Annotated in this window: 13 protein-coding genes and 1 pseudogene; 11 read left to right on the forward strand and 3 right to left on the reverse strand. The window is 28.9% G+C overall.

What is annotated here, in order from left to right:
* Positions 1-66 precede the first annotated feature (66 nt).
* The 6 genes and pseudogenes from hflX to BEN51_RS03290 all read left to right on the forward strand — a co-directional run.
* Positions 67-1,863, forward strand: coding sequence for a GTPase HflX (gene hflX, locus BEN51_RS03265; RefSeq protein WP_119864663.1), 1,797 nt, complete (start codon positions 67-69; stop codon positions 1,861-1,863).
* A gap of 38 nt (positions 1,864-1,901) precedes the next feature.
* Positions 1,902-2,414: a hypothetical protein gene (locus BEN51_RS03270; protein WP_119864664.1), complete on the forward strand. Its 513-nt coding sequence runs from the start codon at positions 1,902-1,904 to the stop codon at positions 2,412-2,414.
* Positions 2,415-2,469: 55 nt separating this feature from the next.
* Entirely contained in the window at positions 2,470-3,366 is an 897-nt protein-coding gene (locus BEN51_RS03275) for a nucleotidyltransferase domain-containing protein (RefSeq protein ID WP_119864665.1), read from the forward strand.
* Positions 3,367-3,387: 21 nt separating this feature from the next.
* Positions 3,388-4,035, forward strand: coding sequence for a YigZ family protein (locus BEN51_RS03280; RefSeq protein WP_119864666.1), 648 nt, complete (start codon positions 3,388-3,390; stop codon positions 4,033-4,035).
* Positions 4,036-4,125: 90 nt separating this feature from the next.
* Positions 4,126-4,863: a YebC/PmpR family DNA-binding transcriptional regulator gene (locus tag BEN51_RS03285; protein ID WP_119864667.1), complete on the forward strand. Its 738-nt coding sequence runs from the start codon at positions 4,126-4,128 to the stop codon at positions 4,861-4,863.
* Positions 4,864-4,922: 59 nt separating this feature from the next.
* Positions 4,923-5,171, forward strand: a pseudogene (locus BEN51_RS03290) (flavodoxin family protein); the annotation flags it as partial.
* Positions 5,172-5,253: 82 nt separating this feature from the next.
* On the opposite strand, the gene BEN51_RS03295 reads toward BEN51_RS03290, so the two are convergent.
* From BEN51_RS03295 to BEN51_RS03305, 3 genes are all read right to left on the reverse strand, one after another.
* Positions 5,254-5,862, reverse strand: coding sequence for a hypothetical protein (locus tag BEN51_RS03295; protein ID WP_119864669.1), 609 nt, complete (start codon positions 5,860-5,862; stop codon positions 5,254-5,256).
* Between the two features lie 178 nt (positions 5,863-6,040).
* Positions 6,041-7,765, reverse strand: coding sequence for a S8 family peptidase (locus tag BEN51_RS03300; RefSeq protein ID WP_236906249.1), 1,725 nt, complete (start codon positions 7,763-7,765; stop codon positions 6,041-6,043).
* On the reverse strand, positions 7,758-9,581 hold the full coding sequence (locus BEN51_RS03305; protein WP_119864670.1) for a S8 family peptidase: 1,824 nt from the start codon (positions 9,579-9,581) through the stop codon (positions 7,758-7,760). Before BEN51_RS03305 ends, BEN51_RS03300 begins: the two co-directional genes overlap by 8 nt.
* A 226-nt stretch (positions 9,582-9,807) precedes the next feature.
* Between BEN51_RS03305 and BEN51_RS03310 the strand changes: the two genes are divergently transcribed.
* The 5 genes from BEN51_RS03310 to BEN51_RS03330 all read left to right on the forward strand — a co-directional run bounded on the left by BEN51_RS03310 (position 9,808) and on the right by BEN51_RS03330 (position 14,906).
* Positions 9,808-10,839 (forward strand): galactose ABC transporter substrate-binding protein, encoded by a 1,032-nt coding sequence (locus tag BEN51_RS03310; RefSeq protein WP_119864671.1) that lies wholly within the window; start codon positions 9,808-9,810, stop codon positions 10,837-10,839.
* A 58-nt stretch (positions 10,840-10,897) separates the two neighbouring features.
* Positions 10,898-11,926 carry a galactose ABC transporter substrate-binding protein gene (locus tag BEN51_RS03315; RefSeq protein WP_119864672.1) on the forward strand — a complete coding sequence of 343 codons (1,029 nt, stop codon included), beginning with the start codon at positions 10,898-10,900 and terminating at the stop codon, positions 11,924-11,926.
* Between the two features lie 85 nt (positions 11,927-12,011).
* Entirely contained in the window at positions 12,012-12,149 is a 138-nt protein-coding gene (gene scfA / locus BEN51_RS03320) for a six-cysteine ranthipeptide SCIFF (protein WP_119864673.1), read from the forward strand.
* Between the two features lie 61 nt (positions 12,150-12,210).
* Positions 12,211-13,566, forward strand: coding sequence for a thioether cross-link-forming SCIFF peptide maturase (gene scfB, locus BEN51_RS03325; RefSeq protein ID WP_119864674.1), 1,356 nt, complete (start codon positions 12,211-12,213; stop codon positions 13,564-13,566).
* Positions 13,567-13,688: 122 nt separating this feature from the next.
* A complete protein-coding gene (locus BEN51_RS03330; protein ID WP_119866563.1) occupies positions 13,689-14,906 on the forward strand; it encodes a M16 family metallopeptidase in 1,218 nt (405 codons plus the stop codon).
* Positions 14,907-14,916: the final 10 nt, after the last annotated feature.

Genomic DNA, 14,916 nt, shown 5'->3' on the forward strand with positions numbered 1-14,916 from the left:
CAACAATGTAATTATAGTATAAAATTATATGACAGTTGTCAATAGTATACAAGTGAGGTGTTATATATGATATATGGCAATATTGATGGAATTAAAAAAGTTTTTATAGATGAGCTTGAGGAGATATATAAACATAGAGTTTTAAGAGATGAAGTTTGTAGTAGAGAAATTATTGAAACAATTTCAAGAATATCATCATTAATAGAAAGAGAAATAAGTGTAGCAGTTGATAGAAAAGGAAAGGTTATTTCTGTAACTATTGGGGATTCTACTTTAGTAGAAATTTCTATGATAGATATTAAGGAAAAAAGATTATCAGGAGTTAGGGTTATTCATACTCATCCAAATGGATACTCTAATTTATCGGCTTTAGATTTATCAGCATTAATAAAACTTAAATTAGATGCTATAGTAGCAATAGGAGTGCAAAATGGAAAGCTTATCGATTGTTCATATGGTATTTTAGCAATAACTAATGATACATTGGACTATGAAGAAATATTTAATATCTCTTTAGATGAACTGCTATCAGTAAATATACTAGATAAAATAAGTTATATTGAAGATGCAATAAAATCTAATGATATCGTTGAAGATGAGATAGAAAAGGCAATTTTAGTTGGATCAGATACTATGGAAAGCCTTAAAGAGTTAAAAGAATTAACAAAAGCCTGCGATATACCAGTATTAGATATGGTTTATCAATCTAGAAGCAAAATAGATCCAGCCTATTTTATAGGAAAGGGAAAGGTTTCTGAAATAGCTTCATTAAGACAAAATCTGCATGCTAATTTAATAATTTTTGATGATGAATTGTCTGGTTCTCAAGTTAGAAATTTAGAAGAAGCAATTGGTGCTAAAGTTATAGATAGAACCACTTTAATCCTTGAAATATTTGCAAGAAGGGCAAGAAGTAAAGAAGCAAAAATTCAGGTAGAGTTAGCACAGCTTAAATATAGATTAAGCAGGCTTCAAGGTCTTGGTACAATTTTGTCTAGAACAGGTGGAGGTATTGGTACTAAAGGTCCTGGTGAGAAAAAGCTTGAAACTGATAAAAGACATATTAGGGAAACAATATATGATTTGAATTCGGAATTGAAAAAAATAAAAAAAACAAGGGAAGTTCAAAGGGAAAAGAGAAATAAGGAAAGTATTCCAAAAGTATCTTTAGTTGGTTATACAAATGCAGGAAAATCAACTTTAAGAAATAAACTTTGTGATATAGCAGCAAAAAAAGATACGCAAGGAAAAGAAAAAGTTTTTGAAGCAAATATGCTTTTTGCAACTTTAGATACAACAACAAGATCAATAGTCTTAAATAATAAAGGAATTGTAACCATAACAGATACAGTAGGATTTGTAAGTAAGCTTCCTCATGATTTAGTAGAAGCTTTTAAATCTACACTAGAAGAGGTGATTTATTCCGATTTATTATGTCATGTTGTAGATGCTTCTTCAGATAATGCAATTCAACAGGTTAAAGCAGTATTTAATGTTTTAGAGGAGCTAGGAGCTAAAGATAAAGAAACTATTTTAGTATTAAATAAAATTGATATTTCTGAAAAAGAAAAAATTAATGAAATAAGAGAATGCTTTAAAGAATATAAAACTATAGAAATAAGTGCTAAAGAAGGAATAGGTTTAGAAGAATTATTAAATTTAATAGAAGAAAAGCTTCCTTATAAAATGAAAAAATGTGAATACTTAATTCCATATAATAAGAGCAATATAGTATCTTTCCTTCATAGAAATGCAAGAATACTAGAAGAAGAATATAGAGAAAATGGTACTTTTATAATAGCAGAAACTGATGAAGAGGTATATAATAAATCAATAGAATTTATAATAAAGGAATTAAGTTAGTAATATAATTTTATTAATAATATTTCGGAGATGATGTGTTGGTTAGGGGAAGAAAGAAAAAGAAAAATATAAATATAGAGGACGAAAAGGAAGATCTGACTAAAAAAATTATCGACGAAGAAAATATTAATGAAGATATAGAAGAAAATACACCTTTTGATGATCAAATAAAAGATGGGATTTCCAAAGTTGATGAAATAGTTAATTCATTAAATAATATTCAAATAGAATTTAGTTCATTGCTTGTGGGAAGTGAAGAAGAAAGGATTTTTTACGAAAGAAAAGTAAAGCCGTTAGTAGAAGAAATACATTTTTTGGCTATTGCAGCTCAAGGGACTTCTATAGCTTCTTTAAACATACAATCAAATGCTTTTGTAAAAAAACGCCAGCTAAAATTTTCATTAAATTTAACATATGAACTTTTAAGAGAAACTTACTGTATGTTGGAAGTCTTGAAAAAGAGAAATTCTATTTATAGATGCATTATTGAAGAAGAAATAAATAGATGTACAAACAACTCAATTTGGAAAAAGGACTGTAATGAAGATTAGACTTTATTACAGTTTTTTTATATAATTTATTTATAAAAATGTATGGAGGGAAGTAATGGAGAATATAATTATCCAATATCAAAATGCTTATAATAAAATAATTAAGACAATTAGAGGAAATAAGAATACATTAGCTATTTTTGTTTATGGTAGTATGGTTAATGGTGATATTTGGGATGGTTCAGATATAGATTTACTTGTAGTTTATAAAAAAGATTTTGATAATATAAGGGATATATATTCAGAAGTAAATAAAGTTCCCGTACATATTAAAATATTAAGTAAAGCTTCATTAATAAAATATTATTTTCAAAATACTAATAAAGAAGCTATTGATAATACTCTTATGTCTTCTAAGTTGGTTTATTCAAATGATTTTGAGATATCAGATATTTATCAAAAAAAAGTATATTTAGCAGATAATAATAAAGAAAAATGGTATCTAGTATATCTAGGAAACTTATTAAAAGAAATAGGTATATGTAAAAAATATCTAAGCAATGGAGGAATATATACTGCCTATGAAGTTTTATTTAGGGCTCTAAATAGTTTTTGTAACATTTACTTAAGTTTAAATAATTATAGAGTAAGTAAAGATGCTATTAATATGGTATCTAAATTAAATGATGAATTTGATGAAAAGGTGCGAGGTCTTTTATATTCAGAAAATAAAGAAGAATATATATTAAAATTAATTGAAACAATTGAAAAATATATAGTTTCTAATTTAGATATATTGGGAAAAGAAGTAATTGATTTTTTAGCTAATAATAAGGAAAAATATAGTTCCTATGATATAAAACATCATATTAATTTTAAAAGCTTTAATATAAGGATGGAAGATGTTTTAAAAAAATTAGCTCAATATAATTTAATAGAAAAAACACAAAAAGAGTTTAAGGATTCAGAAGGGAATATTGTTGCTAAGGAAAATATTTATTATGGAAAATAAGCTATAAAGAGGAGAATTCTAATGAATTATACTACGATTAAAAATTTTGGAGAAGATAGATTTTTTGAGAAAAAGTCAGAATTTATTGGCTATGCAAAAAGATGTGAAAATGAAGAAGAGGCTAAAGAATTTATTCAAGGGATAAAAAATATGCATAAACAAGCTACCCATAATTGCTATGCATATGTAATAGGAGAAAATATGTCTATTCAAAGATATAGCGACGATGGGGAACCTCAAGGAACAGCAGGAATACCAATTTTAGAAGTAATAAAAAAAAGCAATATAACTGATTGTGCAGTAGTAGTTACAAGATATTTTGGAGGAATTCTTTTAGGGGCTGGGGGATTAACAAGGGCCTATACCAAAGGAGCTTCTATTGCAATAAAAGCTGCTGGAGTTGTCGAAAAAGTTAAAGGAGTTAGATTGCTTTTTAAAATGGAATATGATATGTTAGGTAAAGTTCAATATATATGTGGGAAGAATAATTGGCATATAGAAGATACAGAATATACCGATAAGGTAGTTGTTCATATTTTATCAGAAATAGAAATAGCCGATAAGATTGAAAAGGAAATGGCTGAAGCATCTAATGGAAAGATAATTTGCAGCAGGATAGAAGAGGATATATATTTTAAGGAAGAAAATAGACTTTTTAAAATTATTTAGCCTATTTAATAATATTTGTCATAATAATTTTATTATGTTATAATTTTTGTGTTTAAAATATGTTTAATTTATATATCGGGAGGAATAAAAATGGCAGGACATTCAAAATGGCATAATATCCAAAATAGAAAAGGAAAAGTGGATGCTCAAAGAGGAAAGATTTTTACTAAGCTAGGAAGAGAATTAGCTATTGCAGTTAAAAATGGTGGTCCTGTGCCAGACAATAATCCAAGATTGAGAGATGTTATTGCAAAAGCAAAGGCGGTTAATATGCCAAATGAAAATATACAAAGGGCAATTAAAAAAGCTTCAGGAGAACTTTCAGCAATAGAGTATGAAAGAATTGTATATGAAGGTTATGGTCCTTCAGGAGTAGCAGTTATAGTAGAAACTTTAACTGATAATAAAAATAGATCAGCTGGGAATGTAAGAAGTGCTTTCACTAAAGGTGGTGGAAACATGGGAACAACAGGCTGTGTTAGTTTTATGTTCCAAGAAAAGGGCGAAATAGTTATTGAAAGAGAAGATAAAGACGAAGATGAAATTATGATGCTTGCTTTAGATGCAGGAGCAGAAGACTTTTTAGCCGAAGAAGAGGTATTTATTATAACAACAGTTCCAGAAGATTTTGGAAAAGTTAGAGAAGCATTGGAAGCTGAAGGGCTAGAGTTTTTAGAAGCTTCAGTTAAAATGATACCAGATACTTATACGGAATTAAATGAAGAAGATGCTAAAAAGTTTCAAAAAATGTTAGATTTACTTGAAGATGATGACGACGTTCAAAACGTGTATCATAATGCAGAATTTCCTGATGGATGGGAAGGATAGTTTTATATAGAGAATAATTTATTAAAACTCCTTTATTATAAAAATATAATAAGGGAGTTTTTATATTTGGAACAGCTGGATATAATAATACTAAAGAATATTTTGATGGAATTTTAGCTTCGGTAAAATCATTGTTTTCAGCATCTAATACTGTTATAGGCTCATATATGTGTCAAGGAAGAGTATCAGAGGCTGTAAAAGACAAGGTAAAGAATGGAATGCTTGAAAAGTATGAAGCTATTAAGGATAAACTTATAGAAGCAGAAAATCATCCAAATGAAAAGGATATTGAATTAAAGCTTTTATGAAATAATAGATATAAAAACAAAAAAGGGGCTATATCAGAATAATTCTGATATGGCTCCTTTTTTTATTGCTATAGAACTTAGTTTACTCTGTTTTTAATTCTTGAACACCAGTTACTTTAGAAGGTGTATCTCCGTCCTTATCTTCAATTTTGAAGGTATCCATAGCTTCCTGATTTAAGAAGTAGATGTTCCCTTCAATTACTTGATTTACTAATTTGAAGTTCTTGCCTGAAATATAAAGGTCTCCCTTAAAGGTACCGTGTTCAATACTTCCGTTTATACTATTAAAGGTTAGTTTTGGAGCTGTTAAAGTAAATTTATTTGTTATATTACGATCTTCATCTTGAGTATATAAAGCTATTTTACGCTGAAAAGCTTCTTCACCAGTAGATTCGTCTTTTTTACCATTTTTGAAATCTCCGTCCACTAATAATTCTTTGTCAAAAGTTAAATCATTTAAGATTGCTATTATCCAAGTTCCATCTTTACTAATTGCTTTTTCAAAGGCTTCATTTTCTTTGACAATTGAAGCTGTTGTAATAGCATCAGCGTTTTCATTATCAGTTTTATCTTGATTTTGTTCAGTAGTTCCTTTGTCACTTGTATCAGTATCATTATTTTGTCCACAAGCTACAAAAGCAACTGCTGTCAATGTAAAGATTAATGCTGCTAATAATTTTTTTGTTTTCATATGTATTCCTCCATACTTGTATTTTTCATAAATAGTTGAAATAATTGTTTTAAAATTTTTAATAGTTTTTATATATTATTATTTTTTATATATTATTAAATTTTATTCATAAAATAAAAAAATCCACTTAGGGATTTTTTTATTAGTTAGATTATATGTTATATTTAAAAAACTTGTTTTAAGTTATATTGTCAAATAATCTTAAGATATTTAGCATTCCAAAGCCCCACTGAGGATTAGGATATATATCTCCAGATCTTTCATTTACTCCCCTAGCCAGATAAGTTTTTAAAGTTTGGGTATAGAGATTTGTATCATTACCTTTAATTATTCCCCATTCAAAAATCATAGCGCATGCTCCTGCAACTATAGCTCCAGCAACACAAGTTCCGCTTATAACTGCAATTTCATTGTTGGGGGCAGTAGTCATTGCAGTTTCACCACCAGCAGCTACATCAATTGGGTTTATATATCCTGATGTAAAAGCATTTCCAGAATAATCAACTAAATTGTTATTGTTTTGATTATAAGCAGCTGCAGTTATAATAAAAGGTGAATTACCTGGACTTGTTATAGTACCATAAGGATCAGCAGGATTAAATTGAGTACCTGGAAGGGTTAAATCTCCTTGAGGCAGCCAGGCGTTTATTGATCCACCTATTATTAGATTACCGAGAAATCTTAATCTCCAAATTCCAGGCTGTAAGTTTGTAAAAACAATTCTAATATTTTGGTCTCCAGTATTTTCGTCAGGTATGAAATAGAATATATCTACTCGTGTATTTTCAAATACAAAATTATGGGTGTAATTGTTTGTGGTATAATTTATAATTCCAGTATTATCCCCAGAGGGAGATACTATATCAACAGATACAACATTAGGAAGATCTACCCAAACATCTACAATTAATGAACCTTGACCTGGGGCAACATCTAAATCAAAGGTTTTAATAGGTTCTTCAGGTCTAAGAGTAGCAGAAGCATGTCTTCTAGTATTTCTTTCATTACCTGTAACAGTTACTATAGTAAAACCATTGTATAAAGCTAAGCTGTTAATATATCTTTCAAGAAGAGTTGAACCTTTATGGCTGCCTAGACTTGAACCTAACGGAAGATATACAACAATAGGATCTAGAATAGTTAAAGCATAGTTAGAAATAACTCTTAAGGCTGAAAATATAGTAACTGTATTATAAACAGGTTCTTGTGTATCCACCTGATAAAGAGCTTTAAAAGCTCTATCTTCTACTAGTTTTATAATAATAAATCTACAATCAGGGACAACACCTCTTAAATTAGGATTTTTACCTCTCCCACCTATTAGACCAGCCATATTAGTACCATGTCCAATTTCATCTCTTACGGGAACAATAGAATAAGGATCCCCACCTTGCCTGTAAGTATTTATGGCTTCTTGAATTTGCTCACTATTGTAAAGCGCCCCAAAAAAAGTTTCAAAGCCTTCGGTTTGAGATGGTTGATTATTAGCACTTTGGTCCCAAATAAATTCTATACGAGTATTTCCTTCTTCATCCATAAATTCTTCGTTCAAATAATCTATTCCTGTATCAATTATAGTTACCTTAACACCAGTACCTAAAAGATTTAAAGGCAGATTTAGTTGAAGAAATTCTGCCTGTGAGGCCGCTAAAGGAGAAATTTGTTGAAGGCTATAAACTGTATAAGGTTTTATATATATAATTGTTTCAAAGGGTGAACTTACAAGCCATTTTTCGATGGTGTCGAATGTTGATAATATTGCATATTTATCAGTCAATATTGTGATTTTAAGGTCGGGATAATTTGCTATTTCTGCTGCAACATCACCTATATAATGGACAATATAATGGTAAATATCAGGATTGTTAAAAATGTTTTCATCAGGATTAAATTGTCTATTCAATTTTATCACCATCCTTTTTGGGGAGTTTATAAAATTCTTTAAGCTTATCAATTTTTGAATTGTTAAATTCATTAGATTCTCTAAAAAGATTAGTAAAAATCCTAGCAATAAAGTTAAAGGTTCCTAGTAAATTAAATTCTCCATATCCAATATCTACATTTGGATATGTAAAATTAGGATTTCTAGTAGAACCATAAATTAAGTAGCTTCTAATTTTTATAGTAGACATAGACCTATCATTACCCTTTATAATCCCCCATTCAAAAAGAAGGGCACAAGCACCAGCAATAATAGCAGAGGCAGCGGAAGCGCCAGATAAAGTACTTTCATTACCGTTAACATCGGAAGCTAATATGTCTACACCAGTAGTAGCAATAGCTGGATTAATAAATCCATTAACATTAAAGCCTTTACCAGAAGTAGGGGTAATTGAATTATTGACACCTAAATAGGCTACACTTAACATATTCATTGTGGTAGAAGGAACAAGTAAAGTGTTTTCTGGGTTAGGAGTCAAAAATTCTACACCAGGAGGCAGAGTGTTGCTTGGTGGCATCCAAATATCATATCTTCCGCTTACTATATAGTAACCAATAAGATCAACTCTCCAAATACCTGGTTTAATTCTTGTGAACTCTACATTAATAAGTTCATTACCTGTAAAGTGTTCAGGGGTAAAATAACTTATTCTAACTGAAGTATTAGTGAATACATAGTTATATGTTAGTACTTTACCAGTTTGTGAAATTATAATTCCACTAGATTCTCCAGTAGGAGATGTAATATTTATTGAGGCTCTGTTAGGACTTTGAAGCCATATACTAAAGGAAAAATTTCTTAATTCCCTAGAAATTCTAAATTCTTGAGTAGATATTTCATTTACTCCTGGTATAAATCCTGAAACATGTCCTTGAGCATTACCTTCATTTCCAGTACCAATTACTATGCATAAGTGGCCATAATTCATTAAATTTAGTATATATCTAGATATTAAATTAGCTCCATCGTGACTACCAAAGGTCGTACCGACGCCAATATAGATAACCATAGGTCTATTAAGTCTAAGAAACTCATTTTTAAGAAACTCAATAGCAGTGAATAGTTCTGACATGTTATATACAGGAGGAGGAGTCATATTATTTTCAAGAATTTTCTGTCGAAAGTTAGTAGACTGAAATAGCTTAACTATTACAAAGTCACATCCATTAGCAACTCCTTGCAAATCTGGATCTTCACCTCTAGCCCCTATAATACTTGCAACTTTAGTCCCATGTCCAACATCATCGATTGAAGGAACAATTGCATAAGGATCCTCATTATTTCTGCTAGCTTGAATTGCTAAATTAATTTGATCATTTGTAAATACTTTACCCATATACATATTATAATTATCTTGGAAATCATTAGAGCTTATAGTTTGATCCCAGAGTGTAATTATTCTAGATGTACCATCTTCCCGCATAAATTCAGGGTTTAAATAGTTTATTCCAGTATCTATAATACCTACAACTACACCTCTTCCACTAACATCTAAATAAGGATTTAACTTAATATTATTAATATTATCTACATAAGAAGGAGAAATTTCTTGAAGTACCAGCATTGTACGAATATCTATATATACTATTGAAGGTACATCTATTAATAATCGATTTATATCATTTTCATTTACAGCAATAACAGCAAATGCTTCAGTAATTGGTATACCACAAGCATAATCAATTTTTGCCATTTCTTCAAGAAAAGGGCCTCTATATTCAATTAAATAGTTTCCAACGGATGGATCAAAAAATAAACTGCAATTTGTCTGTATCATAGGTTCTCCTAAAAATATCATAAAATTATACATTATTATATTAGAAAAACTATAAGAGTATGAATCATTTGATAAAATTAGTAAATTGCAATTAAATATAAAAAAAATAAATATAAAATTGAAAATAATAAATAATAAAAATAAGGTTATAATTGTACTTTAATTTCAATTTATATTTATTAAAGGAAAAAGGCATAATATTTATAATTAATGAATTGGAGGTAAAATGGTGAAAAGAATATTAATAATTAATTTTTGTATTTCATTATTTTTATTCTTATGTGTAAGAAATATAAAAGTTAATGCACAACCAAATGGGGAAATAGTAAAAGCAGCGGTATTCTTTTATGATGAAGATAATGCTTATAATATTGCTCTAAAAGAAAATTTAATTAATCTTGTGAATAACAGTTATAAGGATATAGAATTGCTTTTTTATGATGGTAAAGAAAATCAAGAGCTTCAAAATAATCAATTGAATGAGGCTTTAAAAAATGATGTAGATATAATATTTATGAATATAGTTGATACAAATAAAACGGATAATATTGTTGATAAGGTTAAAGGATATAATATTCCGCTTATATTTTTTGCTAGAGAGCCTAAATCCTTTGACGCAATTAAATCCTATGGAAAATCCATCTTTATTGGTACTGATGATTGTGAATTAGGTTTTGTTGAGGCAGATATGATATTAAATCAGATTAAGAATAAAAAATTAATAGATAGAAATCACAATGGTAAGCTAGATTATATTTTGCTTAGAGGAAATAAGGAAAGTATAGAATCAAGTTTAAGAAGCCGCTGCACCTTGGAAAAAATGAAAAGTAACCTTGAAATTAATGAGCTTTATTCTGGCAATTTTAATTGGGATAGGAAAATAGTAAAAGATTATTTATCTCCATTACTTTTGCTAAGACTTCAAGATATAGACATAATAATTTCAAATAATGATGAAATGGCACTTGGAGCAATTGATGCCCTTCAGGAATTTGGCTATAACTTAGGTGATGAAAAAAAGTATATACCTGTATTTGGGATAGATGGAATTCCTGAAGCTAGAGAACTAATGCAAAAGGGAATAATGGAGGGAACAGTAATTCAAGATTCTAAAATAATGGCGGATGCAATTCGTATAATTGGACTTAATATGTATCAGGAAAAGAATCCTTTAGAGGATACAGATTATACTTTTGATGAAAGCGGGGTTGCCATAAGAATACCAAACGGAGGATATGTTTTAAGAACAGAAAATTAATATAGTATTCAAATCTGATTACTTTTTAAGAATACTATTTAATAAATGGAGGATACAAATGAAAAGAAAAATTATTATAAGCTTCTCTTTATTATTAATTTTAGTATTTAATTCTAGTATTTTAATAGCAGAGAGTCAGCCAAATGAAATAAAGAGATTTGCTGTTCTTTTTTATGATGAAAGTGATGCTTATATTTCTTTAGTAAAAGAAGCTTTACAGGAAATTCAACAACTTAACCCTGATAAGGTAGAATTTATATATTATGATGCTGCCAATAATCAAGGAATTCAAAATCAGCAATTAGAAGAAGTTCTTAGAAATAATATAGATGGAATATTGGTTAATATAGTTGATTATAATAGTTCAGAACCCATAGTTAATAGGGCAAAGGAAAATAATATTCCTATAATTTTCTTTAATAGAGAACCTAGCACTTTAGACAGTATTAAATCTTATGGAAAATCAATTTTTATCGGAACAAGTGGCTGTCAATCAGGCAATATGCAAGGGGAGATGATAGTAAATCAATTACAGAAAAATTTAGTTCAAGATAGAAATCAAAATAACCAATTAGATTATGTATTATTAAAGGGACCGAGAAATAATAAAGAAGCTATAGAAAGAAGTCGTTGTGTAATAGAGCAAATTAATAATAGCGGTATAAGAACAAAAGAGCTTTATTCTGAATTTATGAATTGGGACAGGGAAATTACAAAGGAGAGATTAACACCTATATTATCAAGAATTGTAACAGATTTAGATGTTATAATTTCAAATAATGATCAAATGGCAATTGGAGCAATAGAGGTTCTTCAGCAATATGGTTATAATTTGCCTGGAGGAAGAAATTACATACCTGTTTTTGGAATTGATGCTATTCCAGAAGCTATTGATTTAATAAACACAGGAATTATGGAAGGTACAGTATTACAAGATGCAAAATCTATGGCAGAGGCTATGTATATAACAAGTATGAACTTTGCTGAGGGCAAAAGACCTTTGGCTGGAACGGATTTTGAATTTGACTCTACTGGAGTGGCATTAAGGATACCTTATCCTGATTATATTGTCAGACCATCAACTTAATAAGTTATTTAGGAAAAATTAACTTTAATATTCAAAGTATTTGTGATAAAATTATTTTGAAAATTAACAATGGGGGAGTATTAATATGAAGCATATAAGAACAATAAACAAAACTAATATAAAAAATAGTTTAGTTAAACCAGGATGTAAAGAATGTGCTAATTCATGTCAATCAGCTTGCAAAACTTCATGTACAGTTGCAAATGTAGCATGTGAAAATTAGTAAGCAGGCAGCAGCTAATTAGTTGCTGCTTTCTTTATTTTTATGTCTGGAGGTAATATAAATGGCATTAATACACAAATTTAAGCAAGGTGAAAATTATTTTGTTTTAGATGTAAATACTGGATCTGTTCACATAGTAGACGAGCTTGTTTATGACATACTTTCTGATGAGGGAATGAGAAGTAAGGAAGAACTATTAGAAGTTCTATCAGAAAAGTATGAAAAAGAAGCTATATCAGAAGCTTATGATGAAATTAATGAACTTATTAAAGAAGGACTTCTTTATACTGAAGATAGGTATGAAGAAATTGCCCATAGTTCTATGGATGACAGAGATTATATAAAGGCTGTTTGCCTAAATATAATTCATGGATGTAATTTAAGATGCAAATACTGTTTTGCAGATGAAGGGGAGTATAATGGGCATAAGGGGGTTATGTCTTTAGAAACTGCCAAAAAAGCAATAGATTATGTAGTTAAAAGAAGTGGTCCTAGAAAAAATATAGAAATAGATTTATTTGGTGGAGAACCAACTTTAATAATGGATACTATAAAGGAAATTATTAAGTATGCTAGGGAAAACGAAAAGAAGTGGGATAAAAACATTAGATTTACAATGACTACAAACTCAACCATATTAAATGAAGAAATGATGGAATTTATGGATAAGGAAATGGGAAATATAATTTTATCATTAGATGGAAGAAAGTCTGTAAATGATAAGGTTAGAATAAAAGTTGATGGCAGCGGCTCTTATGATGATATATTACCTAACATTAAAAAGATGATAAGCAAGAGAACACCTGGTAAGACTTATTATGTTAGAGGTACTTTTACAAGAGCTAACACAGACTTTTATGAAGATGTAATGGCGATGGTAAATGAAGGTTTTAGGGAAATATCTATAGAACCTGTTGTACTGCCAGATGAACATCCTCTTTCTTTAAGGGAAGAAGATTTAGAAACTATAATGGAAAACTATGATAAATTATACGAAGATATGGCTAAAAGAAAAAGGGAAAATAAGGATGAATATACTTTCTACCATTTTAATATTGATCTAAATGGAGGCCCTTGCGTTTATAAAAGAATTTCAGGTTGTGGTGCCGGCTTTGAATATGTTGCAATTACCCCACAGGGGGAAGTTTATCCATGTCATCAGTTTGTAGGAAAAGAAGAATTTAAACTTGGAAGCATATATGATGATACTTATAATGCTGAATTAGGCAAGAAATTTAAAAGAGCTCACATATATAATAAACCAAAATGTAGGGAATGTTGGGCAAAATTCTATTGTAGTGGTGGATGCCAGGCAAATAATCATGCCTTTAATGGAGATATGAATATTCCTTATGAAATTGGTTGTAAAATGCAAAAGAAGAGGATTGAGTGTGCTATAGCATTAAAAGCGGAGTAGTATTTTTAGTGTATTTTACAGTTAATGATTATTTAGAAAATGAGTAAACTCGAAAGAGTTTGCTCATTTTTACAATTTATTAAGGTTGAATAATTATTAAAATTAGGAGTGTATCTTATATGATTAAGGAGTATGTATTAAAAAATAATGTTAAGTTGATATATAAAAAAACAACTTCAAATCTTACTTCTATATCTATTTCTTTAGATGCTGGAGCAGGTAAAGAGAAGGACTTACTTGGAGTAGCTCATGCAACAGAGCATATGGTTTATAAAGGAACTACTAAAAGAAGTGAAAGTGAAATAAATAGGGATTTAAGTAAAATTTTTGGCTTTCAAAATGCAATGACTAATTATCCTTATGTTATATTTTATGGCACATCTTTGGCAGAAGATTTTGAAAAGGCAGTTGAGTTGTTTTCAGATATAATAATAAATCCTCTTTTTAAAGAAGAAGGATTTAAAGAGGAAATGGAAGTTATTAAAGAAGAGTTAAGGGAATGGGATGAAGAACTAGAACAATACTGTGAGGACAGGCAATTTTTAAACAGCTTTGAAAATAGAAGAATAAAATATCCTATTATTGGAATAAGATCTAGTTTGGATAAAATGAATTTAAATGATATTAAAGAATTTTATTGTAATAATTATTTGCCTAAGAATACTTCAATAGCAGTTATTTCTTCTTTAGAATTTCAAGAAGTAAAATCAACTATTGAAAAGTACTTTGGCTTCTGGGATAGAGATAGTTTTCAAGAAGAAATGGAATTAATTTATGGAGAAATAAAAGAGAATATATATAAAGACTTTAAGATAGGGGGCAATACCAGTAGAGTACAGATATGTTTTCCTATTGAGGAGCTAACTTTTGAAGAAATTAAGGCTTTAAGAATTTTTAATGTGTATTTTGGGGAAGGAGTAAATTCTGTATTATTTGAAAATCTAAGGACCCAAAATGGCCTTGTTTATGATGTTTTAACCAATATTGCTAATGAAAAGTACATTAAGTTATATAAAATCTTCTTTAATATATCAAAGGAAAATATTAATCAGGCAATAGAGTTAGTAGACAAATGTATTACCAATATAGATGATCTTTTTATAAATATCAATGAAAAAGATATAAAGGACTTTATCAAACTATTAAAATTAAAGAGATGGTTTAGAGAGGAACAAAATATTATTTTAGCTAAAGAATTATCAACCTATAGTACTATGTTTAAGGATTATAAAATATATAGTGAGGAATTTAATAATATAGAAAATATAGATATGGAGTTTATATATCATACGGTAAAGAAAGTTTTTAAAAGAAGGTCTATACAAATAATAACAAATTAGCTAAAATAAT

It is taken from the genome of Clostridium isatidis (assembly GCF_002285495.1).
GTDB lineage: Bacteria > Bacillota > Clostridia > Clostridiales > Clostridiaceae > Clostridium > Clostridium isatidis.

Bases quoted from the DNA above. Each gene is read 5' to 3' on its own strand.
- hflX (WP_119864663.1), top strand. From the start codon at position 67: ATGATATATGGCAATATTGATGGAATTAAAAAAGTTTTTATAGATGAG.
- BEN51_RS03275 (WP_119864665.1), top strand. From the start codon at position 2,470: ATGGAGAATATAATTATCCAATATCAAAATGCTTATAATAAAATAATT.
- BEN51_RS03280 (WP_119864666.1), top strand. From the start codon at position 3,388: ATGAATTATACTACGATTAAAAATTTTGGAGAAGATAGATTTTTTGAG.
- BEN51_RS03285 (WP_119864667.1), top strand. From the start codon at position 4,126: ATGGCAGGACATTCAAAATGGCATAATATCCAAAATAGAAAAGGAAAA.
- BEN51_RS03295 (WP_119864669.1), bottom strand. From the start codon at position 5,862: ATGAAAACAAAAAAATTATTAGCAGCATTAATCTTTACATTGACAGCA.
- BEN51_RS03305 (WP_119864670.1), bottom strand. From the start codon at position 9,581: ATGATACAGACAAATTGCAGTTTATTTTTTGATCCATCCGTTGGAAAC.
- BEN51_RS03310 (WP_119864671.1), top strand. From the start codon at position 9,808: ATGGTGAAAAGAATATTAATAATTAATTTTTGTATTTCATTATTTTTA.
- BEN51_RS03315 (WP_119864672.1), top strand. From the start codon at position 10,898: ATGAAAAGAAAAATTATTATAAGCTTCTCTTTATTATTAATTTTAGTA.
- scfA (WP_119864673.1), top strand. From the start codon at position 12,012: ATGAAGCATATAAGAACAATAAACAAAACTAATATAAAAAATAGTTTA.
- scfB (WP_119864674.1), top strand. From the start codon at position 12,211: ATGGCATTAATACACAAATTTAAGCAAGGTGAAAATTATTTTGTTTTA.